Source organism: Pseudomonas sp. So3.2b, from assembly GCF_019464415.1.
Lineage (GTDB): Bacteria > Pseudomonadota > Gammaproteobacteria > Pseudomonadales > Pseudomonadaceae > Aquipseudomonas > Aquipseudomonas shahriarae.
On sequence record NZ_CP080494.1, the window covers coordinates 2,565,672 to 2,590,607 of the forward strand.

A 24,936-nucleotide genomic window follows, 5' to 3' on the forward strand; every position below is an offset into this window, starting at 1 on the left:
TCAGCGGTCCCAGTAGGGCACGTTGCCGAAGCGTTCGACAAAGAAGTCGATGACCGTGCGCACCTTCACCGACAACCGCCGGCTGCCGGGCCACAGCGCGGCAATCTGCTGCGGCTCCAGGGTGGTGGCCACTTCATATTCGGTCAGCACCGCCTGCAAGCGTCCGGCGCGCAGGCTGTCGCCGATCAGCCACGAAGGGAACACCACGAACCCCAGGCCCTGTTCGGCGGCGCGCGCCAGGGTGTCGGCGTGGTTGCCGGTGATCGGGCCCTTGACTGTATAGGGCGTCCAGTCGTCCTGGGCGCGGCGGAAGAACCAACGTTGCTGGCCGTTCACGCCCTTGTACGCCAGGCACTGGTGATTGAGCAGTTCATCGGGATGGCGTGGGGTGCCAAAGCGCGCCAGGTAGTCGGGGCTGGCGGCGATCCGGTAGCGCTGGGGCGCGAAAATACGCGCCTGCATTCCGGAATCGTTGAGCACGCCGATACGGAACAACAAGTCGGCGCCTTCCTGCAGGGGATCGACGTAGGTGTCGGTCTGCTGGATATCCAGTTGCAGCTTGGGGTATCGCTGGCACAACTCGGCCAGCCAGGGTGACAGGTGGCGCTGGCCGAACACCATGGGCGCATTGATGCGCACCAGGCCGCTGGGCTCGCTTTCCTGTTCCTGCAGGGCCTGCCCGGCTTCTTCCAGCTGTTGCAGCATCAAGCGCGCATGATGCCCGAGCAAGCGCCCGGCTTCCGTGGGGCTGACCGCACGGGTATGCCGATACAGCAATTGCTGGCTCAGGGCCTGTTCCATCAACTGGATCTGCCGGGAGATGGAAGAGGGCGCCAGGCCTTCGCGGCGTGCGACTTCAGAGAAGCTGCCGTGGTCCAGCACCGCGACAAACAGGCGTAGCGCCTTGAAACTTAGCTCGTTGAAGCCCTGCATCGTCACTCCATGCTGTGCGTATTGCGCAAAGGTGTTGTCGGCATGCTCCCATTTATCGCACAGGTGTGCCACCGGATAATGCGCGTCATTGTTCTTCTGACCTGTAGGTGCTGTATGCAAAGTTCTTCTCTTGAGGCCGCGGCCCAGGCCCGACCGAAAAACCGCCTGGGGCTGCTGCTGTTGCCGCTGGTGATCCTGGCAGGCATGGGCCTGTCGGTGGAGGCCGGGTTGCTGGGGCCGTTGGGTGCCCAGGTGGGGCACTTATGGGCGACCTTGAGCATCTTCGCGGTGGGCACGGCGATCCTCCTGTTGCTGCTGCTGTTCAGCGGCCCACAACAAGGTCCGGCCCTCAACGAGCTGCCGCGCTGGCAGCTGATCGGTGGGTTCCTGGGGCCGATGTATGTGGTGGTGCTGACCCTGGCCACGCCCCATATCGGCATTGCCATGACCATGATCGCGATCCTCTCCGGGCAGGTCGGCAAGAGTGTACTGATCGACCACTTTGGCTGGTTCGGCACTGCCCGCAAGCGGGTCAACGGTGAACGCTGGATTGCGCTGCTGTTGATTGTGGTGGCTCTTGTTTTGATTGCGCGGGGTTAAGGCGATGAATCTGCTTCTATTGTTGGTGCTGGTGGTTGCCGCCGGCGCGGTGTTGAGTGTGCAGGCGGCGATCAATGGGCGCCTGGGGCAAACCGTCGGTGTGCTGCGCAGCAGCCTGGTGACGTTCTCGGTGGGCACGCTGGTGACTGGCCTGCTGATCCTGTTCTTCGAACCGGCCCAGGCCGTCAGCCTGTTGGAGGTGCCCAAGTGGCAACTGACCGGGGCGTTGTTCGGTGTGGTGTACATGATGGTGATGGTCGGTGCGGTGCCGATCGTGGGCACGGCGGTGGCGACGGTCGCGGTGATCGTCGGCCAATTGGCCATGGGCATGCTGATCGACAACTTCGGCTGGCTGGGCAACACCGCCATCGAACTGTCCGGCAGCCGGGTGCTGGCGATGCTGTGCCTGGCGTTGGCACTGGTGTTCATGTACCGCAGCAGTGCACGCCAGGCTGATTAACGGCGCTGAACCTTGGGTGGCGGGCGGGAGTCACTGCTTAAGGTGCCAGCATTCGCTGCACCAGGACGACCATGAAAAAGGAGTCTTAACATGCCAGATCCAACCTGTGCTTGCCCGCATTGCAAATGTGTATTGGGGCCGAACGCTGTGATCAAAGACGGCAAGGGCTATTGCTGCCAGGGTTGTGCCGAGCACCATGCCCATGGCGAGCCGTGCGAATCGGCGACCGGCTGCGAGTGTGCCAAGTCGGCCCATGGCTGATCGGCCAATAGCGCCAACACCACCAGGCAGCGTAAGCTGCCTGGCTTTTTCCCCTGTCGTGGAGTTTTATCGTGGCCAAAGCAGCTGCTGTCATTGAAATCCCGGTCTCGGCCGATCAAGTCTGGCAATTGGTCGGCGGGTTCAACTCGTTGCCTGACTGGCTGCCATTGATTGCCAAGAGCGAGCCGGGTGAAGGCGGGCGCGTGCGTCACCTGCAAACGGCGGATGGCGCCGTGGTGGTCGAGCACTTGCAGACCTTTGACAACGTTGCGCGCACCTACAGCTACACCATCAGCGAATCGCCGTTTCCGGTCAGTGCCTATTTGGCGACATTGCAGGTTGAAGCGTTGGGTGAGCATTCGGCCAAAGTCACTTGGTCCGGTGTGTTCACTCCGATTGCCGGTGTGACGGATGCCGAGGTGGAAGAGCTGTTCAGCGGCGTCTACACCGGCGGCGTCGAGGCCCTGCGCAAAAACTTCCCGGCCTGATCCGCCACTATCGCCGGCAAGCCGGCTCCTACAGCGGCTGTTGTGTGCGGCACTCCAGGGTCAACCGCGCGCCCCCACGCTCGCTACTGCCGACTTCCAGGCCGAAGCCATGCAGGTTGACGATCGCCGCCACAATCGACAGGCCCAGGCCAAAGCTGCCCTGCTGACCACCGTCGACCCGGTAAAACCGCTGGAATACCACCGCGCGTTCCGTTTCCGGGATTCCCGGGCCGGAGTCCAGTACCTCGATGCGCGCACTGCCTGCCTGGTCGAGCCCGCGCAGAATCACTTCGCCGCCCGGCGGGGTGAACTTGATCGAATTGCTCAGCAGGTTGGCCAGGGCCTCGAACAACAGTGCGCGGTCACCGGTGATCGGCGGCAATGATTCGGGGACTTGCAGCAGCAGCTCCAACTGGCCTTCTTCCGCCAGTGGCAGGTAGAAATCATGCAGTTCCTGGAGCAAGGGCAGGGGATCGAAGACCAGGAAACCGGAGCGTCGTTGACGGTCTTCCAGCTCGGAGATGCGCAACAGGCCGCGAAAGCGCGCCATCAGGGTGTCGGTCTCGCTGATGACTTCATCAAGCTGCAGGGCCTGCGGCGAACCTTCATCGGTCTGCTGCTTGATCCGGTACAGCTGCGCACGCAAGCGGGTCAGTGGGGTGCGCAGATCGTGGGCAATGTTGTCGCACACGCCCTTGACCTCGTTCATCAGCTTTTCAATACGCTCAAGCATGGCATTGACGATGGCCGCGAGCATGTCCAGTTCATCGCGGCGGTTGGACAGCGGCAGGCGGTGGGTCAGGTCGCCGGCGACGATGGCTTCGGCGCTGGCCTGGATCCCGCGAATCCGCCGCAAAGGGCGCCGGCGCAGCAGATGCCAGCCGGCGACGCCGGGGATGATGGTCAGGGAGATCGCCCAGAGCAGGGCCTGCAGGATGATCCGCGTCACGCCCAGCAACGAGCCGTTGTCGCGCACCAGCACCAGCCAGCGGCCATCCTGGGTGTGGGTCGCCACGGCGTCGCAGCTGCCCCGGGGCAGTTTCGGGTCATCCGATTCGATGCAGTTGGCCAAGGCATGGATGCGCCCGTCCAGGGGCAAGCCTGCGGGGATCTGCTGGAGCGGGCCGCTGAGGGGGCGCTGTTGCCCATCGAACAGGCCATAGGCATCCATGCCCTTCATATCGAAGGTCATGCTGGTGGCCAGGGCTTCATCCAGTTGCGCGCCGTTGAAACGCTGGAACAGATGCTGGCGCTGCATCAGCGAGTGGCGCGACAGGTTGCCCAGATAACCCGAGACCTCGTAATACAGCACCCCCATGAGGATGCAGCTCCAGGCCACGAACAGCGAGCTGTACAGTGCCAGCAGACGGCTGCTGGACGAGCGCCAGCCGTTAGACGGGTTCAGCAATGACATAGCCCGAACCTCGTACCGTGCGGATCAGCGGCGTCAGGCCTGGCGGGTCGATTTTCTTGCGCAGGCGGCCAATGTGCACGTCGATCAGGTTGGTCCCCGGGTCGAAGTGATAACCCCAGACTTCCTCGAAGATCATCATCCGCGAGAGGATCTGCCCGGTGTTGCGCATCAGGAATTCCAGCAACTTGTACTCGGTCGGCAGCAGGCTCAGCGGCTGGTCGGCACGGCTGGCCTCGCGGCTGATCAGGTTCAGTTCCAGGTCTGCCACGCGCAGGGCGGTTTGCGCGGCCTTGACTGCGTTGTTGCGGCGCAGCAGCACCTCGACCCGCGCAGCCATCTCGTCGGAGGCAAAGGGTTTGGTCAGGTAGTCATCGCCACCGGCGCGCAGGCCGCGTACCCGTTCATCCACGTCGGAGAGGGCGCTGATCATCAGGATCGGCGTCGACACGCCGAGGGTGCGCAAGGTGGTGACAATGGCCAGGCCATCGAGCTCCGGGAGCATGCGATCGAGGGTGATCAGGTCGTAATCGCCACTGACTGCCCGCGTCAGACCTTCGCGGCCGTTGTCGACCCAGTCCACGTCCAGTCCATGACTGCTTAACTCAGCGACGATCTCGCGGGCCGTCACGGCGTCGTCTTCGATGGTCAAAATGCGGGTCATACAGGTTACCTGGTCACACGGGAGTGGGGCATTTTGCCAAGAAATGCCAGCGAGGTTTCTAAAAGAAAATTCATGTAGGCCATTCTCCAGGTCACCTCGGTCAAATGTGGGAGCCGGCGTGCTCGCGATAGCGGTAGATCAGCCCAAGCATTCGGTGACTGACACGCCGCCATCGCGGGCAAGCCCGCTCCCACAGGGGTTGGCGGTGCCGGTCCTGGGAGTGCATAACGCCCGCCCTCTATGCCTGGTTCTTGCAAGTTGCATGATTCTTGGAAGTTCAACTTGCTTATCTGATTGAAATTAATGGGTTTTTATTTTCAAGGCGACTGGCACGGCGTCTGCACTGTCCGTTTCGACAGATGTAACACCATTTTTCAATGCCTGGAGCACAACAACAATGATGACATCCTCATCCACTTTGCAAGAGTCGAGCACGCTCTCCGGGGTTTCCTGGGGGGCGATCTTTGCCGGGGCTGCGGCCGCCGCTGCGTTGTCCCTGGTCCTGGTGCTGCTGGGCTTCGGCCTGGGCTTTTCGGCGGTGTCGCCGTGGGCCGACAGTGGCATCAGCGCCAAGGGCCTGGGCATTTCCACGATTGTCTGGCTGGCCTTCACCCAGATTGTCGCGGCGGGACTGGGCGGTTACCTCGCCGGTCGGCTGCGGGTCAAGTGGGCCAATATGCATGGCGATGAGGTGTACTTTCGCGACACCGCCCATGGTTTTCTCGCCTGGGCCGTGGCCACGCTGGTGACCGCGACCCTGGTGGTCGGCTCGGTCAGCAGCATCGTCGGTGGTGGGGTGCAGGCCGGTGCGAGTGTGGCCTCGGGCGCAGCCAGCGGCTTGACCCAGGCCGCCGGCAATGCGGCCAATGGCGACGATTTCGGCTATTACGTTGACAGCCTGTTCCGCGATGATCGCCCGGCAGCCGCCAGTGATGACGCAGTGCATGGTGTGGTGGCGCGGATCTTCGCCCGCACCCTGGGCAATGACGGCCAGTTGGCCCCGCAGGACCGTGCCTACCTGGCGCAGTTGATCAGCCAGCGCACCAACCTCAGCCAGGCCGATGCCGAACGGCGTGTCGACCAGGTCTACGGTGACGCCCGCAAAGCCCTGGAAGAGGCCAAGTTGAAAGCCAGGCAGGCCGCCGACACCGCCAGCAAAATCGCCGCCGTGACCTCGCTGTGGACCTTTGTCGCACTGTTGCTCGGTGCTTTCTTCGCCAGTTTCGCCGCCACCTTCGGCGGTCGCCGCCGCGACGCCGTGGTGTATCTGGAAACCATTCGTTAACTCAAGGAGAACGTCATGCGCTCATTACTGCTGTGGTTCCTCGGTGTGCCGATCCCGGTCATTATCCTGATCGCGATCTTCATGCACTAACCCGCGTACCCGCTTGATCAAGGCCGCTCCTGCATGGCAGGGCGGCCTTTTTTAGTCGTCAAACCCTACCTGTTCGTGAATCTCATCAACCTTCAGTTCCAGCCGGTACGCCACCGCAATAAACAGCGCCTGGCACAGGCACAGCGTGGCACTCAGCGAGCGGAACGCGAACGACGACCCTTCATTGACCAGCAGCACCGTGTTGGCGCGCTTGGCCAGCGGTGACAGGTTGCTGTCGGTGATGATCAGCGTCTTGGCCTGGTGGTGCTGGGCGATACGCAGGCAGTGCTGGGTTTCCTTGCCGTAGGGCGTGAAGCTGATCGCGATCACCAAGTCATTGGCGCGCACGCTGCGCATCTGTTCGCGGTAGCTGCCGCCCAGGCCCGAGACCAGGTGGATACGCTTGTTGGTGTGCTGCAGGTTGTAGACCAGGTAGTCGGCCACCGCAAAGGAGCGGCGTACGCCGACCACATAGATATTGTCGGCGTTGACCACCAGGTCCACGGCTTTCTCGAAGGCCGCGTCGTCCAGCTCCAGGCCCAGGCGCTCGATGCCCGACAGCGTGGCATTCACGCATTCACGGGCCAGGTCGCCGCCGCTGGCTTTCTGCGACTTGTTGGCGATCATGCTGCGGATGCGCTGCTGGTAGTTCTGCACCGGCGTGGTCTTGTGGGTATACGCCTCGCGAAACAGCGCCTGCATTTCGCTGAAGCCGCTGAAACCAAAGCGCTGGGAAAACCGCACGATGGCCGAAGGGTGAACTTCGCATTCCCGGGCGATATCGCTGATGCGGTCGACCATGATCCGATCGCTCTGCTGGCTCATATAGCTGGCGATGCGCTTGAGCTGGCGGGGCAGGCTTTCGTATTCATCGGTGATCAACTGCAACAGACGCTCGGCATTGATCGGAGGACTGGCGAGAACCTCGGTGACCTCGGTCTCGGCGGGAGCCTGCTGATCGGTGCGGGACATAGGCAATCCTTCTGGCTTGTTCTTACGGAGCATGCGGCTGGCACGTCGCCCCTGACAATAGGTCAATGGGCACAAGTCTACAGGGAAGGCGGCAAAAAATATCTTAATGGAAAATATATTCCACATAAAAAATTTATAGAATAAATATTGATTGATGGCGCCGGACGTCCTAGTCTGCATCCACCAAGAGCGTCGCCGTCACGATGGCAGGCGCGGGCTGATAAAAATAACAGGAGCCAGCATGGGCCAGACTCGTTTTGCCAGTGGTCGTCAATTGGATCTGATTTGTCTTGGACGCATGGGCGTCGATCTTTACGCGCAGCAAGTCGGGGCGCGGCTGGAAGATGTCACCAGTTTCGCCAAGTACCTGGGTGGATCGTCCGCCAATATTGCCTTCGGTACGGCGCGCCTGGGGCTTAAGTCGGCGATGCTGAGCCGGGTCGGCGACGATCATATGGGGCGCTTCCTCGTAGAGTCCCTGGCGCGCGAGGGCTGTGATGTCAGCGGTATCACGCTCGACCCGCAGCGCCTGACTGCCATGGTCCTGCTGGGCCTCAAGGACCGCGAAACCTTCCCCCTGGTGTTCTACCGCGAAAACTGTGCCGACATGGCCCTGCGTGCCGAGGACATTCGCGAAGCCTTTATCGCCAGCAGCAAGGCGCTGCTGATCACCGGCACCCATTTCTCCACCGACGGCGTGTACCAGGCCAGCCTCCAGGCCCTGGATTACGCCGAGCAGCACGGCGTCAAGCGTGTGCTGGATATCGACTACCGCCCAGTGCTCTGGGGCCTGGCAGGCAAGGCTGACGGCGAGACGCGTTTTGTCGCCGACCAGAACGTCAGCCAGCACCTGCAAGGCATCCTGCCGCGCTTTGACCTGATTGTCGGCACCGAAGAGGAATTTTTGATTGCCGGTGCCAGCCACGACCTGCTCAGCGCTTTGCGTAACGTGCGCCAACTGACGGCGGCGACCCTGGTGGTCAAGCTCGGCCCGCAAGGGTGCACGGTGATTCATGGGGATATACCGGCGCGCCTCGAAGACGGTGCGATCTATCCCGGCGTGCGCGTCGAAGTGCTGAATGTGCTGGGCGCCGGCGATGCGTTTATGTCGGGCTTCCTCAGTGGCTGGTTGAACGACGCCGGTGACGCGCGTTGCTGCCAACTGGCCAATGCCTGCGGCGGGTTGGTGGTGTCGCGCCATGCCTGCGCCCCGGCAATGCCGACTCCGGCGGAGCTTGAGTATCTGTTCAACAGCCCGGTGCCTATCACCCGGCCGGATCAGGATTTGGTACTGCAGCGTTTGCATCAGGTCAGTGTGCCGCGCAAAACCTGGAAGCAGCTGTTTGTGTTCGCTTTTGACCATCGCTGGCAATTGCTGGAACTGGCGCAAAAAGGCGGCCAGGACCCGGCGCGGGTCAGCGCGATCAAGCAGCTGTTTATCCAGGCAGTGGAGCGTGTGGAGAGCAAGCTGGGCGAGCAGGGGGTGGAGGCCGATGTGGGCATTTTGGCCGACCAGCGTTTCGGCCAGGATGCGCTGAACGCCGCCACCGGCCGTGATTGGTGGGTGGCGCGCCCGGTAGAGGTACAGGGTTCGCGGCCGCTGGCGTTCGAACATGGCCGCTCGATCGGCAGCAACCTGATTGCCTGGCCCCAGGAGCAGATCATCAAGTGCCTGGTGCAGTTTCACCCCGACGACGAGCCGCTGCTGCGCCTGGAGCAGGAGGCGCAGCTCAAGGCCCTGTATCAGGCCGCGCAAACCAGTGGCCATGAACTGCTGCTGGAAGTGGTGCCGCCCAAGGATCATCCCTCGAACTACCCGGATGTGCTCTATCGCAGCCTCAAGCGCCTGTACAACCTGGGCATCTACCCGGCCTGGTGGAAGATCGAGGCGCAGAGTGCCGAGCAGTGGCGGCAGCTTGATGAGCTGATCGAGGAGCGCGACCCTTATTGCCGGGGCGTGGTATTGCTGGGCCTGAATGCCTCGGCGCAAGCGTTGGCCGAGGGATTCCAGCAGGCCAGCCAGAGCCGGACCTGCCGCGGGTTTGCCGTGGGCCGGACGATTTTCCAGGAGCCGAGCAGGGCGTGGATGGCGGGGGAGATTGATGATGAAACCCTGATCCAGCAGGTGCAGCAAACCTTCGAACAACTGATCCAGGCTTGGCGCAGCTCCAGAATTTAAACACGCTCAAAGGTGGGAGCTGGCAAGCCAGCGCCCACAGAAGCAGATATCAGCAGCCTTAAGGTTAAAACAATAAAAGGTGCAGCCATGCCCGCAATCCGTATTGGCATCAACCCCATCTCCTGGAGTAACGACGACCTGCCGGCCCTGGGCGGCGAAACGCCCTTGAGCACCGCGCTCAGCGAAGGCAAGGCCATCGGCTACGAAGGTTTTGAACTCAACGGCAAGTTCCCCAAGGACGCCAAGGGCGTGGGCGATGTGTTACGCCCCTACGACCTGGCACTGGTCTCCGGCTGGTACTCCAGCCGCCTGGCCCGGCGCTCGGTGGCCGAGGAAATCGACGCCATCGCCAGCCATGTGCAACTGCTGCGCGAGAACGGCGCCACGGTGCTGGTCTACGGCGAAGTGGCCGACTCGATCCAGGGCTCGCCGATCCGCCTGATCGAACGCCCGCGTTTTCACAGCGAGCAGGCATGGCAAGCCTATGCCGACAAACTCACCGAATTGGCGCGTTTTACCCTGTCCCAGGGCGTGCGCCTGGCCTACCACCATCATATGGGCGCGTACGTCGAGTCCCCGGAGGACATCGACACCCTGATGCGCCTCACCGGCCCGGAGGTCGGCCTGCTGTTCGATTCGGGGCACTGCTATATGGGCGGTGGCGAGCCGGTCGAGGTGCTACGCAAGCATCTGGGGCGTGTGTGCCATGTGCACTTCAAGGATGTGCGCAAAGCGGTGGTGCAACTGGCGCGCAACCAGCTGTGGAGCTTCCCCGACTGCATCGTCAATGGCACCTTCACCGTGCCGGGCGATGGCGATATCGACTTCGCCGAGTTGCTGGATGTGCTGCTGGGCGCCGGCTATCGTGGCTGGCTGGTGGTGGAAGCCGAGCAGGATCCGGCCGTGGCACCCAGCTATATCTATGCGAAAAAAGGCTTCGATACCTTGCGCGCGCTGCTGGATGCGAGGGCTGCACAATGAGCCTGCTGGTCAAAAGCACCCCGCGCGGGCCAACCATGGTCGCACTGCCAGAGGGGCGCCTGGAGTATGTAGGGTTTGCCGCTTACCGCCTGAGCCTGGGGCAAACATTGCCGGTCAGCGCCGACGACAACGAGCTGTGCCTGGTGCTGCTCAGTGGCCGGGTCACGATCGAGGGCGAAGGGTTCAGTTGGCAGAACCTGGGTGATCGCCAATCGGTATTTGAAGACAAATCGCCGTTCGCCGCCTACCTGCCACCGGGCACCCTTGCCCAGGTGACCGCCCTGAGCGATGTGCAGATTGCCGTCTGCGCCGCGCCGGGCGCCACGGCCGGCGGTTTCACGCCCCGGCTGATCCGCCCTGAGCAGTGTCGGCGTAGCGTGCGTGGCAAGGGCGCCAACACGCGTTATGTCTGCGACATCCTGCCCGACAGCGAGCCGGCCCATTCGCTGCTGGTGGTGGAGGTGCGCACGCCGTCCGGACATTCGTCCAGCTACCCGCCGCACAAGCACGATACCGATGACTTGCCGCACCAGAGCTTTCTTGAAGAAACCTATTACCACCAGATCAACCCGTCCCAGGGCTTTGTGTTCCAGCGGGTGTACACCGACGACCGCAGCATCGACCAGGCCATGGCCGTGGAAAACCACGACCTGGTGGTGGTGCCCAAGGGCTATCACCCCGTCAGCGTGCCCTATGGCTACGAGTCCTATTACTTGAATGTGATGGCCGGCCCCAAGCGCGCCTGGCACTTTCACAATGACCCGCAGCACAGTTGGCTGCTGGACCTTTAACCCGTAGGCGCCGAGGGGACCCAACATGACCACCACCCGATTGACCATGGCCCAGGCCCTGGTGAAGTTCCTCGATAACCAGTACATCGAAGTCGATGGCGTGCAGAGCAAGTTTGTCGCCGGGGTGTTCACCATCTTCGGCCACGGCAATGTGCTGGGCCTGGGCCAGGCCCTGGAGCAAGACAGTGGCGACCTGGTGGTGCACCAGGGCCGCAACGAGCAGGGCATGGCCCATGCCGCGATTGGTTTTGCCAAGCAGCATTTGCGGCGCAAGGTCTACGCCTGCACCGCTTCGGTCGGCCCCGGCGCGGCGAATATGCTGACCGCCGCCGCCACCGCCACGGCCAACCGCATCCCTTTGTTACTGCTACCCGGCGATGTGTATGCCTGCCGCCAGCCGGACCCGGTGTTGCAGCAGATCGAACAATTCCATGACCTGAGCATCAGCACCAACGACGCGTTTCGTGCGGTGAGCAAGTACTGGGATCGCATCAACCGTCCCGAGCAGTTGATGAGTGCGGCGATCCACGCCATGCGTGTCTTGACCGACCCGGCCGAAACCGGCGCGGTGACCCTGGCCTTGCCCCAGGACGTGCAGGCCGAGGCCTGGGATTACCCCGATTATTTCCTGCAAAAGCGCGTGCACCGTCTGGAGCGCCGCCCGGCCACCGAAGCGATGCTGCGCGACGCTGTCACGCTGCTCAAGTCCAAGGGCAAACCGCTGATTATCTGCGGTGGCGGGGTCAAGTACTCCGGCGCGAATGCCGCACTGCAGGCTTTTGCCGAGCGCTTTCAGATCCCCTTTGCCGAGACCCAGGCCGGCAAGAGCGCCATCGTCTCCAGCCACCCGCTGAATGTCGGCGGTATCGGCGAAACCGGCTGCCTGGCCGCCAACCTGCTGGCTCGGGACGCCGACCTGATCATCGGCATTGGCACGCGCTATACCGACTTCACCACCTCCTCCAAGTCGCTGTTCCAGCATCCCGAGGTGCAGTTTCTCAACCTCAATATCAGCCCCGGCGATGTACTGAAACTCGACGGGGTCCAGGTTCTGGCAGATGCCAAGGTCGGGCTGCAAGCATTGACCGACGCGCTGGGCGATTACGCCACGCAATGGGGCGAGCAGCCACGCCAGGCCCGTGCGCAGGGGGATGCCGAGGTGGACCGGGTCCATCAGGCGCGCTACACCGACGCCGACTTCACCCCAGAGGTCAACGACCATATGGATCCGGCGGTGCTGCGCGAATTCATCGAGCTGACCGGTTCCTGCCTGACCCAGAGCCAGGTGCTCGGCGTGCTCAACGCAACCCTGGCCGACGATGCGGTGATTGTCGCCGCCGCCGGCAGCCTGCCGGGGGATTTGCAGCGCAGCTGGCGCAGCAAGGGCGTCAACACTTACCACGTCGAGTACGGTTATTCGTGCATGGGCTACGAGATCAATGCGGCCCTGGGCGTGAAGCTGGCCGAGCCCGCGCGGGAGGTCTATGCCCTGGTCGGCGATGGCTCGTACATGATGCTGCATTCGGAGCTGGCGACCTCGATCCAGGAGCGGCGCAAGATCAATGTGGTGCTGCTGGACAACATGGCCTTCGGTTGCATCAACAACCTGCAGATGGGCAATGGCATGGACAGCTTCGGCACCGAGTTCCGCTTCCGCAACCCCGACAGCGGCAAGCTCGATGGCGGCCTGGTGCCGGTGGATTTCGCCATGAGCGCGGCGGCCTATGGCTGCAAGACCTACAAGGTCACGACCGTGGAACAACTGCACGCCGCGCTGGCCGATGCACGCGCGCAAAGCGTGTCGACGCTGATTGATATCAAGGTGCTGCCCAAAACCATGATTCACGGCTACCTGTCGTGGTGGCGGGTCGGTGTGGCGCAGGTCTCCACCAGCGAACGCACCAACGCCTGCGCCAAACAACTTAATGAACGCCTGGCCAAGGCCCGGCAGTACTGACAATAAGAGGAGTGTTGCCATGTCTTTGAAGCTGGGTGTGATCGGTACGGGCGCTATCGGCCGGGACCATATCCGCCGCTGCAGCCAGACCTTGCTCAACAGCCAGGTGGTGGCGGTCACCGATATCAACCTTGAGCAGGCGGCCCAGGTGGTGGCTGACCTGCAACTGAACGCCGAGGTGTACGCCGACGGTCATGCGCTGATCCATTCGGCGCAGGTCGAGGCGGTGCTGGTCACCTCCTGGGGGCCGAGCCATGAGGAATTTGTGCTGGCGGCTATCGCGGCCGGCAAACCGGTGTTCTGTGAAAAACCCCTGGCCGTCACCGCCGAGGGCTGTCGCAAGATCGTCGAGGCGGAAGTGGCCCACGGCAAACGCCTGGTCCAGGTCGGTTTTATGCGCCCGTATGACCAGGGCTACCAGGCCCTCAAGGCGGTGCTCGACAGCGGCCAGATCGGCGAACCGTTGATGCTGCATTGCGCCCATCGCAACCCGAGCGTGGGTGAGAACTACAACACCAGCATGGCCATCACCGACACCTTGATCCACGAGCTGGACGTGTTGCGCTGGCTGCTGGCCGATGACTATGTGTCGGTGCAGGTGGTGTTCCCGCGTAAAACCAGCAAGGCCCTGAGCCATTTGCGCGACCCGCAGATCGTGCTGCTGGAAACCGCCAGGGGCACGCGGATTGATGTGGAAGTGTTTGTGAACTGCCAGTACGGCTACGACATCCAGTGCGAGGTGGTGGGTGAGACCGGCATTGCCAAATTGCCAGAGCCGTCCCAGGTGCAATTGCGCAGCGGCGCCAAGCTGTCGAATGCGATTCTGATGGATTGGAAAGACCGCTTTATCGCGGCCTATGACGTCGAGTTGCAGGCCTTTATTGATGGCGTGCGGGCCGGCCAGGTAGGTGGGCCTTCGGCGTGGGATGGCTTTGCCGCAGCGGTGGCGGCGGACGCGTGTATCGAGGCCCAGGGCAGTGGGCAGATCGTTGCGGTCAGCCTGTCGCAGCGCCCGGCATTCTACGGCTAGCGCGGTCAGTGTAGGCGCTGGCTTGCCTGCGATAGCGGTGGATCAGCAACAGAGGTAGGGCCTGAAACACCGCTATCGCAGGCACGCCAGCTCCCACATTTTTTGACTGGGTTTCCATTCCAAGAAGGAGTTGGTTCATGCGAATCGGACTGGTTGGATACGGCCATGGCGGCCGTTTTTTTCATGCCCCGCTGATCGCCACATTGCCCGGGGCGACGTTTGTCGGCGTGGTGACCCGTTCCCCCGAGCGCCGCCAGCAACTGGCGACGGAGCATCCCGGGGTGCCGGCCTTCGACAGCATTGCGCAGATCGTCGAAGCCGGGGTGGAGGTGCTGGTGATTTCCACCACCCTCAAAGGGCGCCCGGCCCTGGTGCTGGAGGCCATTGAGTACGGTGTGGCGGTGGTCAGCGACAAACCCTTCGCCAGCAATGCCGAGCAGGCCCTGGCGCTGATTAGTGCCGCCGAACGCGAGGGGGTAGCACTCAGCGTCTACCAGAACCGGCGCTGGGACTCGGACTACCTGACCCTGCGCAAGCTGATCGACGCCGGCGCCCTGGGCAGCATCACCCGCTTTGAGTCCCGGGTGGAGCGCTACAGCCCACAGGCCCTGGGCAACGCCAGCGGTGGCGGGTTCCTGCGTGACCTGGGCAGCCACCTGGTGGACCAGGCCCTGCAGCTGTTTGGTCCGGTGGAGTGGGTGTATGCGCAATTGCAGTACAGCGCCGAGCACCCCACCCTCGATCATGGCTTTTTTGTCAGCCTGACCCACGCCAACGGGGTGATTTCCCACCTGTGGGGCAGCGCCCTGCAAAACTGCCAAGGCCCGCGTTTTCGGGTCAATGGCACGGCGGGCTGCTACACCGTCGACGGCCTGGACGGCCAGGAGCAAGCGCTGCTGGCCGGCAAAAGTCCGAAGACCGAAGGCGAGCACTGGGGCGCCGAAGAACATCGACGCTGGGGCTGGTTCGAGCAAGGTGCGGAACGCGAGCGTATCCCCTCGGAAAAGGGCGCCTGGAACCAGTTCTATCGCCAGTTGCAAAGTGCAATCCAGGGCCAGGGCGCGCTGCCGGTGCAGGCCATGGATGCTTGGGAAACCACGCGCGTGCTGGATGCCGCCAGGCTCAGCGCCGAGCGTCGGCAAGTGGTGGAGATGGTGACGGTGGAGGGCGGAGAATGGAAATAGAATAAAATTCTAAAATGAGTTGATATGGAAATTATTTTCCAATAAAGTCATTTCCAGGTTGCCGAAAGTCCATCTCGACCTTCCTTTATAAGGGGGCCGGGGGACTCAACAAAAACAAGATAAAACAACCAGGTACCGTCAGATGAAAATCTTCAGCGCTGTACTGCGAGTGTTACGTTCTGCCTTCCTGCCCCGCGCACGGCCCTTCTATTTCTCTTTTCTCAATGTCCTTTGCGTGGAAAGCAAGGGTGCCCTGGTGTGCTGCATTCCGGGAGCGCCGGTGGTCCGGCTGCCTGCCGCAGCCCCCTCGCTCTGATAAACGCTACGTCCAGAAAACCAACAAGAAAGTGGAGACAGACCGTTCATGAAGACCCAGATCCGTTTCGCCTCGCTGGCCTTGTCGATGATGCTCGGCAGTGGCGTGGCTTCAGCCGCCGATATCAAGATTGGCGTCAGCATGTCGCAGTTCGACGACACCTTCCTCACCTACCTGCGTGAGGATATGGACAAGCAAGCCAAGTCCTACCCCAAGGGCGATGCTGTGCAACTGCAATTCGAGGACGCCCGTGCCGACGTGGTCAAGCAACTGAGCCAGGTCGAGAACTTTATCAGCCAGAAAGTCGATGCCATGGTGGTCAACCCGGTGGATACGGCCTCCACCGCGCGCATCACTAAAGCGGCGGTGGCGGCGGGTATCCCGCTGGTCTACGTCAACCGTCGTCCGGATCAGGCCGACTTGCCCAAAGGGGTGGTGACGGTGACGTCCAATGACGTCGAGGCCGGCAGACTGCAAATGCAGTACGTGGCCGAGAAGCTGGGCGGCAAAGGCAAAATCGTGATTCTGCTGGGTGACCTGGCCAACAACTCGACGACCAATCGCACCAAGGGCGTCAAGGAGATCCTCGACAAATACCCGGACATCAAGATTGAACAGGAACAGACCGGGATCTGGCTGCGGGACAAGGGCATGACCCTGGTGAACGATTGGCTGACCCAGGGCCGCGAGTTCAATGCGGTCGTGGCCAACAACGACGAAATGGCAATTGGCGCCGCCATGGCCTTGAAAACCGCAGGGGTGAAACCCGGCAGCGTGTTGATTGGCGGCGTCGATGGCACACCCGACGGGTTGAATGCGATCACCAAGGGCGAGATGGCGCTCTCGGTGTTCCAGGATGCCAAGGGGCAGGCGATCGGTTCGGTGGAGGCGGCCGTGAAAATGGCCAGGGGCGAGGCGGTCGAGCAAAACGTCGTGGTGCCTTTCCAGCTGATCACCCCGGACAACGTCGCGTCATTCAAGTAGCGTTCAATCACAACAATAAGCGGGCAGGGCGGCCACAGCCGCCCTGCCGATGGAGCCCCGATATGCTTGCTCAAGCGACTGCTGCGCAGCCCGCAGGTGTAGAACAACCCTACCTGTTGGAAATCGCCCATATCAGCAAAGGCTTTCCCGGCGTCGTGGCCCTGGCCGATGTGCAACTGCGGGTGCGCCCCGGCTCGGTCCTGGCACTGATGGGAGAGAACGGCGCCGGCAAGTCGACGCTGATGAAAATCATCGCCGGCATCTACCAGCCCGACGCCGGGGAAATCCGCCTGCGGGGCAAGCCGGTGGTGTTTGACACGCCTCTGGCGGCTTTGCAGGCGGGCATCGCGATGATCCACCAGGAGCTCAACCTGATGCCCCATATGAGCATCGCCGAGAACATCTGGATCGGCCGCGAACAGCTCAACGGCCTGCGCCTGGTCAATCACCGCGCCATGCATCGCCGCACTGCCGAGTTGCTGGCGCGCCTGCGGATCAACCTGGACCCAGAGGAGCAGGTCGGCAACCTGAGCATTGCCGAGCGGCAGATGGTGGAGATTGCCAAGGCGGTGTCCTACGACTCGGACATCCTGATCATGGATGAGCCGACGTCGGCGATTACCGACAAGGAAGTGGCCCACCTGTTTTCGATCATTGCCGACCTCAAGGCCCAGGGCAAAGGCATCATCTATATCACCCACAAAATGAATGAAGTGTTCGCCATCGCCGATGAAGTGGCAGTGTTTCGCGATGGCGCCTACATCGGTCTGCAACGGGCCGACAGCATGGACAGCGACAGCCTGATCTCGATGATGGTCGGGCGCGAATTGAGCCAGTTGTTCCCGGTGCGCGAGACGCCCATCGGCGAGTTGTTGCTGTCGGTGCGCGACCTGCGCCTGGACGGAGTGTTCCAGGGCGTGTCCTTTGATCTGCATGCCGGCGAAATCCTCGGTATTGCCGGGCTGATGGGCTCGGGCCGCACCAACGTGGCGGAAACGCTCTTCGGCATTACCCCCAGCGACGGCGGCGAGATCCGTCTCGACGGCCAGGCGTTGCGTATCAGCGACCCGCATATGGCCATCCAGCAGGGGTTTGCACTGTTGACCGAGGACCGCAAGCTCAGTGGCCTGTTCCCGTGCCTGTCGGTCCTGGAAAACATGGAAATGGCCGTGCTGCCCCATTACTCGGGCAATGGCTTTATCCAGCAAAAAGCCCTGCGCGCCTTGTGCGAAGACATGTGCAAGAAACTGCGGGTGAAAACCCCCTCCCTTGAGCAGTGCATCGACACCCTGTCTGGTGGCAATCAGCAGAAGGCCCTGCTGGCACGTTGGCTGATGACCAATCCACGGCTGTTGATCCTTGACGAACCGACCCGTGGTATCGACGTCGGCGCCAAGGCCGAGATCTACCGCTTGATTGCCTTCCTGGCCAGTGAAGGCATGGCGGTGATCATGATTTCTTCGGAACTGCCGGAGGTGCTGGGTATGAGCGACCGGGTGATGGTCATGCACGAAGGCGATTTGATGGGCACCCTGGATCGGGCCGAGGCCACCCAGGAAAAAGTCATGCAGTTGGCTTCCGGTATGACGGCAGTCCACTAACGAATAAAAAGGTGACGGGCAATGAACGCAATACTGGAAAGCAAACCCGAGGAAAAGAAGCCCGCCGCGGCACCGGTCAAGAGCCGGCGGCGGTTCCCTACCGAACTGAGCATTTTCCTGGTGCTGATCGGTATCGGCCTGGTGTTCGAACTGTTTGGCTGGATCGTACGGGACCAGAGCTTTTTGATGAACTCCCAGCGCCTGGTGCTGATGATCCTGCAAGTGTCGATCATCGGTTTGCTGGCGATTGGCGTGACCCAGGTGATCATCACCACGGGGATCGACCTGTCCTCGGGCTCGGTGCTGGCGTTGTCGGCGATGATCGCCGCGAGTCTGGCGCAGACCTCGGACTTTTCCCGGGCGGTGTTTCCATCGTTGACGGACTTGCCGGTGTGGATCCCGGTGGTCGCCGGCCTGGGCGTGGGCCTGCTGGCGGGGGCAATCAATGGCAGCATCATCGCCATAACCGGCATCCCGCCGTTTATTGCGACCCTCGGCATGATGGTCTCGGCCCGTGGCCTGGCACGTTATTACACCGAAGGCCAGCCAGTGAGCATGCTCTCGGATTCCTACACGGCCATCGGCCATGGCGCGATGCCGGTGATCATCTTTCTGGTGGTGGCGGTGATTTTCCACATTGCCCTGCGCTACACCAAGTACGGCAAGTACACCTACGCCATCGGCGGCAACATGCAGGCGGCGCGCACCTCGGGGATCAACGTCAAGCGCCACCTGATCATCGTCTACAGCATCGCCGGGCTGCTGGCCGGGCTGGCCGGTGTGGTTGCCTCGGCACGGGCGGCTACCGGGCAGGCGGGGATGGGCATGTCTTATGAGCTGGACGCGATCGCGGCTGCGGTCATCGGCGGCACCAGCCTGGCGGGCGGGGTGGGGCGTATCACCGGCACGGTGATTGGCGCGCTGATCCTCGGGGTGATGGCCAGTGGGTTTACCTTTGTCGGGGTGGATGCCTATATCCAGGACATCATCAAGGGCCTGATCATTGTGGTGGCGGTGGTGATCGACCAGTATCGCAACAAGCGCAAACTCAAGCGCTGAGCGAGATTTGAATCAAAAAGTGGGGCTTGTTTGTGTGGGAGCGGGCTTGCCCGCGATAGCGATGGGTCAGTCAAATTTCTATCAACTGACCCTCCGCTATCGCGGGCAAGCCCGCTCCCACATAACCGTTTGTCTTCTATATAGCTCCATGACACTGAATTTCTTGCTATAAACGCACTCCGATAACCGCCTGCCAAGCCCGTCCTGGTGCCTTTTAGGGGAATGTCGGACAAATTGCCTGTCATTTCAGTTGCTGCGCCCTCAAGTCGGCCGTAGACTGCCGCCCCTCGTAAATTGAGTGCCGGGTGGCGCTTGGAATGGACGGCGTCTTTCCCCGACCTCCAGAGGTTGGCCGGAACGCTCCCTTATTCGCCTTAATGCACGTATTTTTTATAGAGAAATCAATGACAAAGGAAAAGTTGCTGGCCATGCCGGCGGATGACTACATGAATGCCGAGCAGCACGCTTTTTTCGAGAAGTTGTTGCAAGACATGAAAGTCGAGCACCACGAGCGCATTGAGCAAAACCGCATCGCCATTGAAAGCCTGGACACCCCGGCTGACCCGGCTGACGCCGCCTCGGTTGAAGAAGAGCGCACCTGGTTGGTCAACGCCATCGACCGCGACCAGCGCATGCTGCCGCAACTTGAACAGGCCCTGGGCCGTATCAAGGAAGATTCCTTTGGCTGGTGTGACGACAGCGGCGAGCCTATCGGCCTCAAGCGCCTGCTGATCAGCCCGACCACCAAGTACTGCATCGAAGCGCAAGAGCGCCACGAGCAAATCGACAAGCATCAGCGCCAGGCCTGATCTGTTTGATGTTGTAGGCGCCGGCGAGCCGGCCCCTACAGATCCCCGCGTGTCATCCCCCCGTCTATTGATCTGCTGCAAGCCCTAACACCAAAGGCCCATAGATAATGGCCAGATAGTGGCGTTTAATGCAGACACAATAATGACAAGCAGTGGGGTGACAAACATGGCCGGGGATGGATCTCTGATGGGCGCCGTCGTGGTGCCGCACGCGGTGAACCGCCGGCTGCCTGGCTGGGTGACTCCGCTGCTGCAAAGCATCGCCCTGGTGCTGATACTGTTGGGCCTGGCGTTCGCCAACCTGTCGATCTACCTCTGCCTGCCCGTGGCCCTGTTGCTGATCTGGCTGCCGTGCCTGAAAAGGCCGGCCCGCAGCCCAGCGCCTGATGTTGGCGAGGATGCCATTGGCGCGTTGACTCGCGATCTGTCCTACACCACCAGCCATAATGCGCTGTCGGCCGCTGGCGTGGCCTATTCGGTCAAGCAACTGGCCGCCAGGTTGCAATCGCAATTGAGCGCGGCCCAGCAGATCGTCAGCAGTGCCGAAGTGATGATTGGCACCGAGCAAGTCACTTCCCAGCTCAGCCGCGAGGCCCTGGGGGCGGCCGGCCAGGCCCATCAGCGCAGCACCGAAGGGCGTGCGGTGCTGGGGGAATCCATCAGCCGCATGCATCAGCTCAGCCAGCGTGCCAGCGACAGCCGGCAATTGATCGAGGCCCTGAGTCAGCGCAGCGAAGAAATCCAGCGGGTGACCCTGGTGATTCAGTCGATTGCCAGCCAGACCAATCTGTTGGCCTTGAATGCCGCCATTGAAGCCGCCCGCGCCGGTGAGCATGGGCGTGGGTTTGCCGTGGTGGCCGACGAAGTGCGCGGCCTGGCGGGCCGTACGGCGACCGCCACCGATGAAGTGGGGGTGATGGTCGCGGACATCCAGCAGCGTACCGCCCAGGTGGTGGAGCAAATCCGCCAACTGTCCGTGGATTTGCAGGCCGGCGTCGAGCAAGTGGAGCATGCCGGCGAGCAACTGGAGAGCATTGCCACGTTGGCGGCGGGTGTGGAGGGCCAGGTCAGCGAGATTGCCCAGGGCACCGAGACCAACCGTGCGCAACTCGACAGCCTGTTCCATGCCGTGGAGCAGATGCGCAGCGACTTGACCGTCAGCGACCAACAGACCCAGCAATTGGCCCAGGCCGCCGTGCAAATGGAAGGGCAGGCCGAAACCATCAGCGAGCGCCTGGCCGAAGTCGGTCTGGATGATTATCACCAGCGTATCTACGACCTCGCCCGCGAAGGCGCCAGCCAGATCGCCGCGCAGTTCGAGGCGGATATCCAACAGAACCGCATCAGCCTCGATGACCTGTTCAATCGCAGCTACACGCCGATAGCCAACAGCCACCCGACCAAATATCACAGCCGCTTCGACGGCTACACCGATCAGGTCTTGCCCGCTATCCAGGAAGCCTTGCTGCCCCGTCATGAAGGGCTGGTGTTCGCGATTGCCTGCACACCACAGGGCTATGTGCCGACGCACAACAAGGCGTTTTCCCAGGCACTGACCGGGGATGCCCAGGTTGATGCCGTGAACAATCGCACCAAGCGCAAGTTTGAAGACCGCACCGGGATCCGCTGTGGCAGCCACCAGCAGGCTGTGTTGTTGCAAACCTATACCCGCGACACCGGGGAGTTGATGCACGATCTGTCCGTGCCGATCATGGTCAACGGCCGGCATTGGGGCGGTTTGCGCCTGGGCTATAAGCCTGAAGGGCAGGCTGGGGCGCGCTAGACCCTGGCCAGGATTGTTGCGTGTTATGCAAGGAAGCTTTTACGCCGGTCGCTTTTTCCGGTGAAAGGAACCGCTTAAGATGCGGCATATCGTTAGCTGGCTAACTAATCTGGCGGAGAGCTTCCATGCAAAACAAAGTCGATGTGGCGGTGATGATTGGCAGTGGGGTGCCACAGACCCTGCGTGCGCTGGGCCTGCGCGCCTGTTGGGTGGTGTTGCTCAACGGGGAACAGCGCGGCACGGCCTTCGCCAGTCGCGACGAAGCCCAGGAGTGCCGCGCCGCCTGGCAGGCCCTGATGGACCTCGAGCAATCAGACCGCCTGCACTGAGGGCCGGTCAGGCGCTCTGATGCAGACGCTGGTTCAGCTCATCCACGGCAATCGCCCAGTCCGCATCTTCGCGTAGCTCTTCCTTGAGGAACTGCGCCTGTTGTGGGGTCCAGAAAGGCGCGTCGATCAGCTTCACATCCTCTGGCAGGGGGTGTTCACCGATAAATTTGTCAATGGCTGCAGGCGAGGCTTCCAGGCCCAATTGTTCGAACAGGTCGTGTAGGGTGTGCGTTGGCGCGTCCATTTCATTCTCCAAAAGAGTGAGCTTCTACTCGTATGGGAGGTGTGCCAGCGCGCATAGTTCGATTTGGCTGTAGCCGCTCCTCAACGGGCAGGGGGGCAGAGGAGGGCTTCCAATTCCTTGGCCAGGGCGCAGGCCTTGTTGTGATCACTGCGAAAGCCTTTGATCCGGCCGCTGGGCACTTCCAGGATATGGAAAAAATTCCTTCCCGCGGGGACGACGCGGTACAAGGCGAAATCTGCGCACACGCCATTGGCATACACGCTGTAGAATAGCGCGCTATCCTTGCGTGATAAGGCACCGGAAGTCTGTGTCGGTTGGCGTTGAACTCGTTGCATGACCAGCTCCTTTCGATCTATTGACCTGCTTGCAGCATTTCGGGTGGTTTTGAGCTGTGTTGCTGTTCTAATATTGTTGTCGGCAGCTCACGTTCGGTTCCATCCAACGTTTTTCCTTGGTTTTTGGCTGTCGGAAAACCACCCTTTCAAGTGGGGTATTCTCTGAAGTGGGGCGTCCAGTATTCTCTGGCCGATAAACCTGTGATTTCCTGCAAAGCCTGACGACCTTGTACAAGGACTGTCATGCCCGGCTGCACGAGTCTGGCGGGAATCAACTTCAGTATGTTTTTTCAATGTGTCGAGCCGTATCGGCCTTTTTTGTGCTGCCTGCCTCGGGCGGGTAGCGCTTTTTTAGATGTGGGGGCGTTTCCTTGGCAGTCAGTAATCTGGATATGCACGCATTGTTCGTGCTGGGTGATTTGCGCGCGAAGTTGGTTAAACAATTTCAGTCGCGGTTTGTTTACATCACGGAACAAACCCCTGAAGGCATTTACATTGCCGAAATAGATACCGAAACAGCGCTGGTGGTAGATGACAAGCCTCGACTGGAACTCAAGGTCGGCGATCATTTTCGTGCGGCAGTCCTGCCCAGTCGTGAAGGTGGCAAGTTCGAACTGAAGTTTCGCGACATCAAGTTGACGGTCTATGGCCTGGGCGACTATGCATTTGTGTCCACCGCGCAGGGCGAGGGCATTGTGTTCAAGGAAGGTCACAGCGTAATGCTGGTGTTCGCCGCCAATGAACAATTGCAGGAAGGCCTGAGCAAGACCCTCAAGGCCGTGACCGGCAAAGCCGCCAAGTGGCGCAAAGGTGAGCTGGTGACGTTCAAGGCCAGCGAATAATGAGCGAAGGCCGGGCACAGTTTCACCAGCAACACCTGGCGGATGCCCAAGCCAAGGCTGCTGAACTGTTTGCCCGCAAAGATGATCTGCAAGGTGCCTGGTTGAACTGGGTGGCCAGCCAACTGTATGCCCTGCGGCCTGCCGAGTACGCCAGCATGGTGCGCCGGGAACTACAGCGTTTGCATCAGCAGCCCTGAATATCGGCAACCGTTTGAACCTCTACTACAGTTCAGTGGACTTAATTGTTCAGAGGCTTTCGCGGCGTGACAGCAAAGCCATCCACCCTGGCTATGCATACACGAGGTTCAAAGGCATGAAAGCAATTCGCGCGCTGTTGGCAGCGTCCATTACCACCCTGGGCCTGTCGATGGCGGCCGCACCGGTAGCGGCTGCCCAGGCGCCCATTCACTTTGCCGACCTGAATTGGGAAAGTGGCAGCCTGATCACCGAAGTTCTGCGGTTTATTGTCGAGAAAGGCTACGATTTACCCACCGACACCTTGCCCGGAACCACCATTACCCTGGAAACCGCCCTGGCGAAAAATGATATCCAGGTGATTGGCGAGGAGTGGGCGGGCCGCAGCCCGGTGTGGATCAAGGCGCAAGCCGAAGGCAAGGTGGTTGGCCTGGGAGATACCGTCAAGGGTGCGACCGAAGGCTGGTGGGTGCCGGAATACGTGGTCAAGGGCGACCCGGACAAGGGCATTGCGCCGCTGGCACCTGAGCTGCGCAGCGTAAAGGACCTGGCGCGCTACAAGGACGTGTTCGCGGACCCGGAAGCCCCGGGCAAGGGGCGGTTCCTCAACAGCCCCATCGGCTGGACCTCGGAAGTGGTCAATAAGCAAAAACTCAAGGCTTACGGCCTGGACGACAGCTACGTCAACTTTCGCAGCGGTTCAGGCGCGGCGCTGGATGCCGAGATTGCCTCGTCGATCCGCCGTGGCAAACCGATCCTGTTCTACTACTGGTCGCCAACCCCCTTGATGGGGCGTTACAAGTTGGTCCAGCTGGAGGAGCCGGCGTTCGACGCCGAGGCCTGGAAGACCCTGACCGATGCCGACAACCCCAACCCCAAGCCCACGCGTTCGTTGGCGTCCAAGCTGAGCATTGGCGTGTCCACGCCATTCCAGCAGCAGTATCCGCAGATTGCGCAGTTCTTTGAAAAAGTCGACTTTCCGATTGGTCCGCTCAATCAGGCCCTGGCGACGATGAGCGAGAAACACACCCCGCCCCGTGAAGTGGCGCAGGCGTTTCTCAAGGATCACCCGCAGGTGTGGAAGGCCTGGTTGACGGAGGAGGTGGCTGCAAAGGTCGAGGCCAGCCTCAAATAACCTTTCATATGAGGATCA

Annotated in this window: 26 protein-coding genes; 20 read left to right on the forward strand and 6 right to left on the reverse strand. The window is 61.5% G+C overall.

Annotated elements, in window-relative coordinates; genetic code table 11:
* Window positions 1–933, reverse strand: coding sequence for a LysR family transcriptional regulator (locus tag K1X80_RS11450; protein ID WP_200656891.1), 933 nt, complete (start codon window positions 931–933; stop codon window positions 1–3).
* 114 nt (window positions 934–1,047) lie between these two features.
* Between K1X80_RS11450 and K1X80_RS11455 the strand changes: the two genes are divergently transcribed.
* The 4 genes from K1X80_RS11455 to K1X80_RS11470 all read left to right on the forward strand — a co-directional run bounded on the left by K1X80_RS11455 (window position 1,048) and on the right by K1X80_RS11470 (window position 2,742).
* Complete coding sequence (locus K1X80_RS11455; RefSeq protein ID WP_057439076.1) at window positions 1,048–1,533, forward strand: DMT family transporter; 486 nt, start codon at window positions 1,048–1,050, stop codon at window positions 1,531–1,533.
* 4 nt (window positions 1,534–1,537) lie between these two features.
* Entirely contained in the window at window positions 1,538–1,993 is a 456-nt protein-coding gene (locus K1X80_RS11460; protein WP_057439075.1) for a DMT family transporter, read from the forward strand.
* Between the two features lie 90 nt (window positions 1,994–2,083).
* The gene (locus K1X80_RS11465) at window positions 2,084–2,254 is read left to right on the forward strand and encodes a metallothionein (RefSeq protein WP_081044213.1); all 171 of its coding nucleotides are present in this window, start codon (window positions 2,084–2,086) and stop codon (window positions 2,252–2,254) included.
* 71 nt (window positions 2,255–2,325) lie between these two features.
* A complete protein-coding gene (locus tag K1X80_RS11470; RefSeq protein ID WP_057439074.1) occupies window positions 2,326–2,742 on the forward strand; it encodes an SRPBCC family protein in 417 nt (138 codons plus the stop codon).
* 28 nt (window positions 2,743–2,770) lie between these two features.
* On the opposite strand, the gene K1X80_RS11475 is transcribed toward K1X80_RS11470, so the two are convergent.
* Both K1X80_RS11475 and K1X80_RS11480 read right to left on the reverse strand, forming a co-directional pair.
* Window positions 2,771–4,156: a HAMP domain-containing sensor histidine kinase gene (locus tag K1X80_RS11475; protein WP_169990022.1), complete on the reverse strand. Its 1,386-nt coding sequence runs from the start codon at window positions 4,154–4,156 to the stop codon at window positions 2,771–2,773.
* The gene (locus tag K1X80_RS11480) at window positions 4,134–4,817 is read right to left on the reverse strand and encodes a response regulator transcription factor (RefSeq protein WP_057439073.1); all 684 of its coding nucleotides are present in this window, start codon (window positions 4,815–4,817) and stop codon (window positions 4,134–4,136) included. The genes K1X80_RS11475 and K1X80_RS11480 overlap by 23 nt, the downstream gene beginning before the upstream one ends.
* Before the next feature lie 397 nt (window positions 4,818–5,214).
* Here K1X80_RS11480 and K1X80_RS11485 point away from each other — a divergent pair, with 397 nt between their 5' ends.
* Entirely contained in the window at window positions 5,215–6,102 is an 888-nt protein-coding gene (locus K1X80_RS11485; protein ID WP_057959194.1) for a hypothetical protein, read from the forward strand.
* A 141-nt stretch (window positions 6,103–6,243) separates the two neighbouring features.
* Here K1X80_RS11485 and K1X80_RS11490 read toward each other — a convergent pair whose 3' ends face one another.
* Window positions 6,244–7,164: a MurR/RpiR family transcriptional regulator gene (locus K1X80_RS11490; protein WP_057444762.1), complete on the reverse strand. Its 921-nt coding sequence runs from the start codon at window positions 7,162–7,164 to the stop codon at window positions 6,244–6,246.
* Window positions 7,165–7,405: 241 nt separating this feature from the next.
* On the opposite strand from K1X80_RS11490, the gene iolC reads away from it, so the two are divergent.
* The 12 genes from iolC (at window position 7,406) to K1X80_RS11550 (ending at window position 22,167) form a co-directional block, all read left to right on the forward strand.
* Window positions 7,406–9,343, forward strand: a complete 1,938-nt coding sequence (gene iolC, locus K1X80_RS11495) for a bifunctional 5-dehydro-2-deoxygluconokinase/5-dehydro-2-deoxyphosphogluconate aldolase (protein ID WP_057959195.1) — start codon at window positions 7,406–7,408, stop codon at window positions 9,341–9,343.
* Between the two features lie 87 nt (window positions 9,344–9,430).
* Window positions 9,431–10,324: a myo-inosose-2 dehydratase gene (gene iolE, locus K1X80_RS11500; protein WP_057439070.1), complete on the forward strand. Its 894-nt coding sequence runs from the start codon at window positions 9,431–9,433 to the stop codon at window positions 10,322–10,324.
* Window positions 10,321–11,115 (forward strand): 5-deoxy-glucuronate isomerase, encoded by a 795-nt coding sequence (gene iolB, locus K1X80_RS11505; RefSeq protein WP_057959196.1) that lies wholly within the window; start codon window positions 10,321–10,323, stop codon window positions 11,113–11,115. The genes iolE and iolB overlap by 4 nt, the downstream gene beginning before the upstream one ends.
* Window positions 11,116–11,140: 25 nt before the next feature.
* Window positions 11,141–13,072, forward strand: coding sequence for a 3D-(3,5/4)-trihydroxycyclohexane-1,2-dione acylhydrolase (decyclizing) (iolD, locus tag K1X80_RS11510; RefSeq protein ID WP_057959197.1), 1,932 nt, complete (start codon window positions 11,141–11,143; stop codon window positions 13,070–13,072).
* 19 nt (window positions 13,073–13,091) lie between these two features.
* Window positions 13,092–14,102 (forward strand): Gfo/Idh/MocA family protein, encoded by a 1,011-nt coding sequence (locus K1X80_RS11515; RefSeq protein WP_057959198.1) that lies wholly within the window; start codon window positions 13,092–13,094, stop codon window positions 14,100–14,102.
* A gap of 137 nt (window positions 14,103–14,239) precedes the next feature.
* On the forward strand, window positions 14,240–15,286 hold the full coding sequence (locus K1X80_RS11520) for a Gfo/Idh/MocA family oxidoreductase (RefSeq protein ID WP_076964287.1): 1,047 nt from the start codon (window positions 14,240–14,242) through the stop codon (window positions 15,284–15,286).
* A gap of 364 nt (window positions 15,287–15,650) precedes the next feature.
* A complete protein-coding gene (locus K1X80_RS11525; RefSeq protein WP_057439065.1) occupies window positions 15,651–16,586 on the forward strand; it encodes a sugar ABC transporter substrate-binding protein in 936 nt (311 codons plus the stop codon).
* A gap of 62 nt (window positions 16,587–16,648) precedes the next feature.
* Window positions 16,649–18,187, forward strand: a complete 1,539-nt coding sequence (locus tag K1X80_RS11530) for a sugar ABC transporter ATP-binding protein (RefSeq protein ID WP_057959200.1) — start codon at window positions 16,649–16,651, stop codon at window positions 18,185–18,187.
* Window positions 18,188–18,208: 21 nt separating this feature from the next.
* Window positions 18,209–19,246, forward strand: a complete 1,038-nt coding sequence (locus K1X80_RS11535) for an ABC transporter permease (protein WP_057439063.1) — start codon at window positions 18,209–18,211, stop codon at window positions 19,244–19,246.
* Window positions 19,247–19,650: 404 nt separating this feature from the next.
* Window positions 19,651–20,055 carry a TraR/DksA C4-type zinc finger protein gene (locus tag K1X80_RS11540; RefSeq protein WP_003214706.1) on the forward strand — a complete coding sequence of 135 codons (405 nt, stop codon included), beginning with the start codon at window positions 19,651–19,653 and terminating at the stop codon, window positions 20,053–20,055.
* 550 nt (window positions 20,056–20,605) lie between these two features.
* Window positions 20,606–21,838 carry a methyl-accepting chemotaxis protein gene (locus tag K1X80_RS11545; protein WP_370693734.1) on the forward strand — a complete coding sequence of 411 codons (1,233 nt, stop codon included), beginning with the start codon at window positions 20,606–20,608 and terminating at the stop codon, window positions 21,836–21,838.
* 125 nt (window positions 21,839–21,963) lie between these two features.
* Window positions 21,964–22,167, forward strand: a complete 204-nt coding sequence (locus K1X80_RS11550; RefSeq protein WP_057439061.1) for a hypothetical protein — start codon at window positions 21,964–21,966, stop codon at window positions 22,165–22,167.
* Window positions 22,168–22,174: 7 nt separating this feature from the next.
* Here the strand turns inward: K1X80_RS11550 and K1X80_RS11555 are convergent, their stop codons facing one another.
* On the reverse strand, window positions 22,175–22,411 hold the full coding sequence (locus tag K1X80_RS11555; RefSeq protein WP_057439060.1) for a DUF2789 domain-containing protein: 237 nt from the start codon (window positions 22,409–22,411) through the stop codon (window positions 22,175–22,177).
* An 80-nt stretch (window positions 22,412–22,491) separates the two neighbouring features.
* Window positions 22,492–22,746, reverse strand: a complete 255-nt coding sequence (locus K1X80_RS11560) for a hypothetical protein (RefSeq protein ID WP_057959202.1) — start codon at window positions 22,744–22,746, stop codon at window positions 22,492–22,494.
* A 392-nt stretch (window positions 22,747–23,138) separates the two neighbouring features.
* On the opposite strand from K1X80_RS11560, the gene K1X80_RS11565 reads away from it, so the two are divergent.
* From K1X80_RS11565 to K1X80_RS11575, 3 genes are all read left to right on the forward strand, one after another.
* Window positions 23,139–23,588: a hypothetical protein gene (locus K1X80_RS11565; RefSeq protein ID WP_057439059.1), complete on the forward strand. Its 450-nt coding sequence runs from the start codon at window positions 23,139–23,141 to the stop codon at window positions 23,586–23,588.
* Window positions 23,588–23,785 (forward strand): hypothetical protein, encoded by a 198-nt coding sequence (locus tag K1X80_RS11570; RefSeq protein WP_057439058.1) that lies wholly within the window; start codon window positions 23,588–23,590, stop codon window positions 23,783–23,785. Before K1X80_RS11565 ends, K1X80_RS11570 begins: the two co-directional genes overlap by 1 nt.
* Window positions 23,786–23,901: 116 nt before the next feature.
* Window positions 23,902–24,918 (forward strand): ABC transporter substrate-binding protein, encoded by a 1,017-nt coding sequence (locus K1X80_RS11575; protein WP_128593418.1) that lies wholly within the window; start codon window positions 23,902–23,904, stop codon window positions 24,916–24,918.
* The last annotated feature ends 18 nt before the right edge of the window (window positions 24,919–24,936 follow it).

What these genes read in the sequence shown, in the direction of transcription:
- K1X80_RS11490 (WP_057444762.1), bottom strand. Translation starts at nt 7,164, where the DNA reads ATGTCCCGCACCGATCAGCAGGCTCCCGCCGAGACCGAGGTCACCGAG.
- iolE (WP_057439070.1), top strand. Translation starts at nt 9,431, where the DNA reads ATGCCCGCAATCCGTATTGGCATCAACCCCATCTCCTGGAGTAACGAC.
- K1X80_RS11575 (WP_128593418.1), top strand. Translation starts at nt 23,902, where the DNA reads ATGAAAGCAATTCGCGCGCTGTTGGCAGCGTCCATTACCACCCTGGGC.
- K1X80_RS11560 (WP_057959202.1), bottom strand. Translation starts at nt 22,746, where the DNA reads ATGCAACGAGTTCAACGCCAACCGACACAGACTTCCGGTGCCTTATCA.
- K1X80_RS11570 (WP_057439058.1), top strand. Translation starts at nt 23,588, where the DNA reads ATGAGCGAAGGCCGGGCACAGTTTCACCAGCAACACCTGGCGGATGCC.
- K1X80_RS11525 (WP_057439065.1), top strand. Translation starts at nt 15,651, where the DNA reads ATGAAGACCCAGATCCGTTTCGCCTCGCTGGCCTTGTCGATGATGCTC.
- K1X80_RS11535 (WP_057439063.1), top strand. Translation starts at nt 18,209, where the DNA reads ATGAACGCAATACTGGAAAGCAAACCCGAGGAAAAGAAGCCCGCCGCG.
- K1X80_RS11450 (WP_200656891.1), bottom strand. Translation starts at nt 933, where the DNA reads ATGCAGGGCTTCAACGAGCTAAGTTTCAAGGCGCTACGCCTGTTTGTC.
- K1X80_RS11565 (WP_057439059.1), top strand. Translation starts at nt 23,139, where the DNA reads ATGCACGCATTGTTCGTGCTGGGTGATTTGCGCGCGAAGTTGGTTAAA.
- iolD (WP_057959197.1), top strand. Translation starts at nt 11,141, where the DNA reads ATGACCACCACCCGATTGACCATGGCCCAGGCCCTGGTGAAGTTCCTC.
- K1X80_RS11475 (WP_169990022.1), bottom strand. Translation starts at nt 4,156, where the DNA reads ATGTCATTGCTGAACCCGTCTAACGGCTGGCGCTCGTCCAGCAGCCGT.
- iolC (WP_057959195.1), top strand. Translation starts at nt 7,406, where the DNA reads ATGGGCCAGACTCGTTTTGCCAGTGGTCGTCAATTGGATCTGATTTGT.
- K1X80_RS11485 (WP_057959194.1), top strand. Translation starts at nt 5,215, where the DNA reads ATGATGACATCCTCATCCACTTTGCAAGAGTCGAGCACGCTCTCCGGG.
- K1X80_RS11480 (WP_057439073.1), bottom strand. Translation starts at nt 4,817, where the DNA reads ATGACCCGCATTTTGACCATCGAAGACGACGCCGTGACGGCCCGCGAG.
- K1X80_RS11465 (WP_081044213.1), top strand. Translation starts at nt 2,084, where the DNA reads ATGCCAGATCCAACCTGTGCTTGCCCGCATTGCAAATGTGTATTGGGG.
- K1X80_RS11455 (WP_057439076.1), top strand. Translation starts at nt 1,048, where the DNA reads ATGCAAAGTTCTTCTCTTGAGGCCGCGGCCCAGGCCCGACCGAAAAAC.
- K1X80_RS11545 (WP_370693734.1), top strand. Translation starts at nt 20,606, where the DNA reads ATGATTGGCACCGAGCAAGTCACTTCCCAGCTCAGCCGCGAGGCCCTG.
- K1X80_RS11515 (WP_057959198.1), top strand. Translation starts at nt 13,092, where the DNA reads ATGTCTTTGAAGCTGGGTGTGATCGGTACGGGCGCTATCGGCCGGGAC.
- K1X80_RS11520 (WP_076964287.1), top strand. Translation starts at nt 14,240, where the DNA reads ATGCGAATCGGACTGGTTGGATACGGCCATGGCGGCCGTTTTTTTCAT.
- iolB (WP_057959196.1), top strand. Translation starts at nt 10,321, where the DNA reads ATGAGCCTGCTGGTCAAAAGCACCCCGCGCGGGCCAACCATGGTCGCA.
- K1X80_RS11550 (WP_057439061.1), top strand. Translation starts at nt 21,964, where the DNA reads ATGCAAAACAAAGTCGATGTGGCGGTGATGATTGGCAGTGGGGTGCCA.
- K1X80_RS11530 (WP_057959200.1), top strand. Translation starts at nt 16,649, where the DNA reads ATGCTTGCTCAAGCGACTGCTGCGCAGCCCGCAGGTGTAGAACAACCC.
- K1X80_RS11540 (WP_003214706.1), top strand. Translation starts at nt 19,651, where the DNA reads ATGACAAAGGAAAAGTTGCTGGCCATGCCGGCGGATGACTACATGAAT.
- K1X80_RS11460 (WP_057439075.1), top strand. Translation starts at nt 1,538, where the DNA reads ATGAATCTGCTTCTATTGTTGGTGCTGGTGGTTGCCGCCGGCGCGGTG.
- K1X80_RS11555 (WP_057439060.1), bottom strand. Translation starts at nt 22,411, where the DNA reads ATGGACGCGCCAACGCACACCCTACACGACCTGTTCGAACAATTGGGC.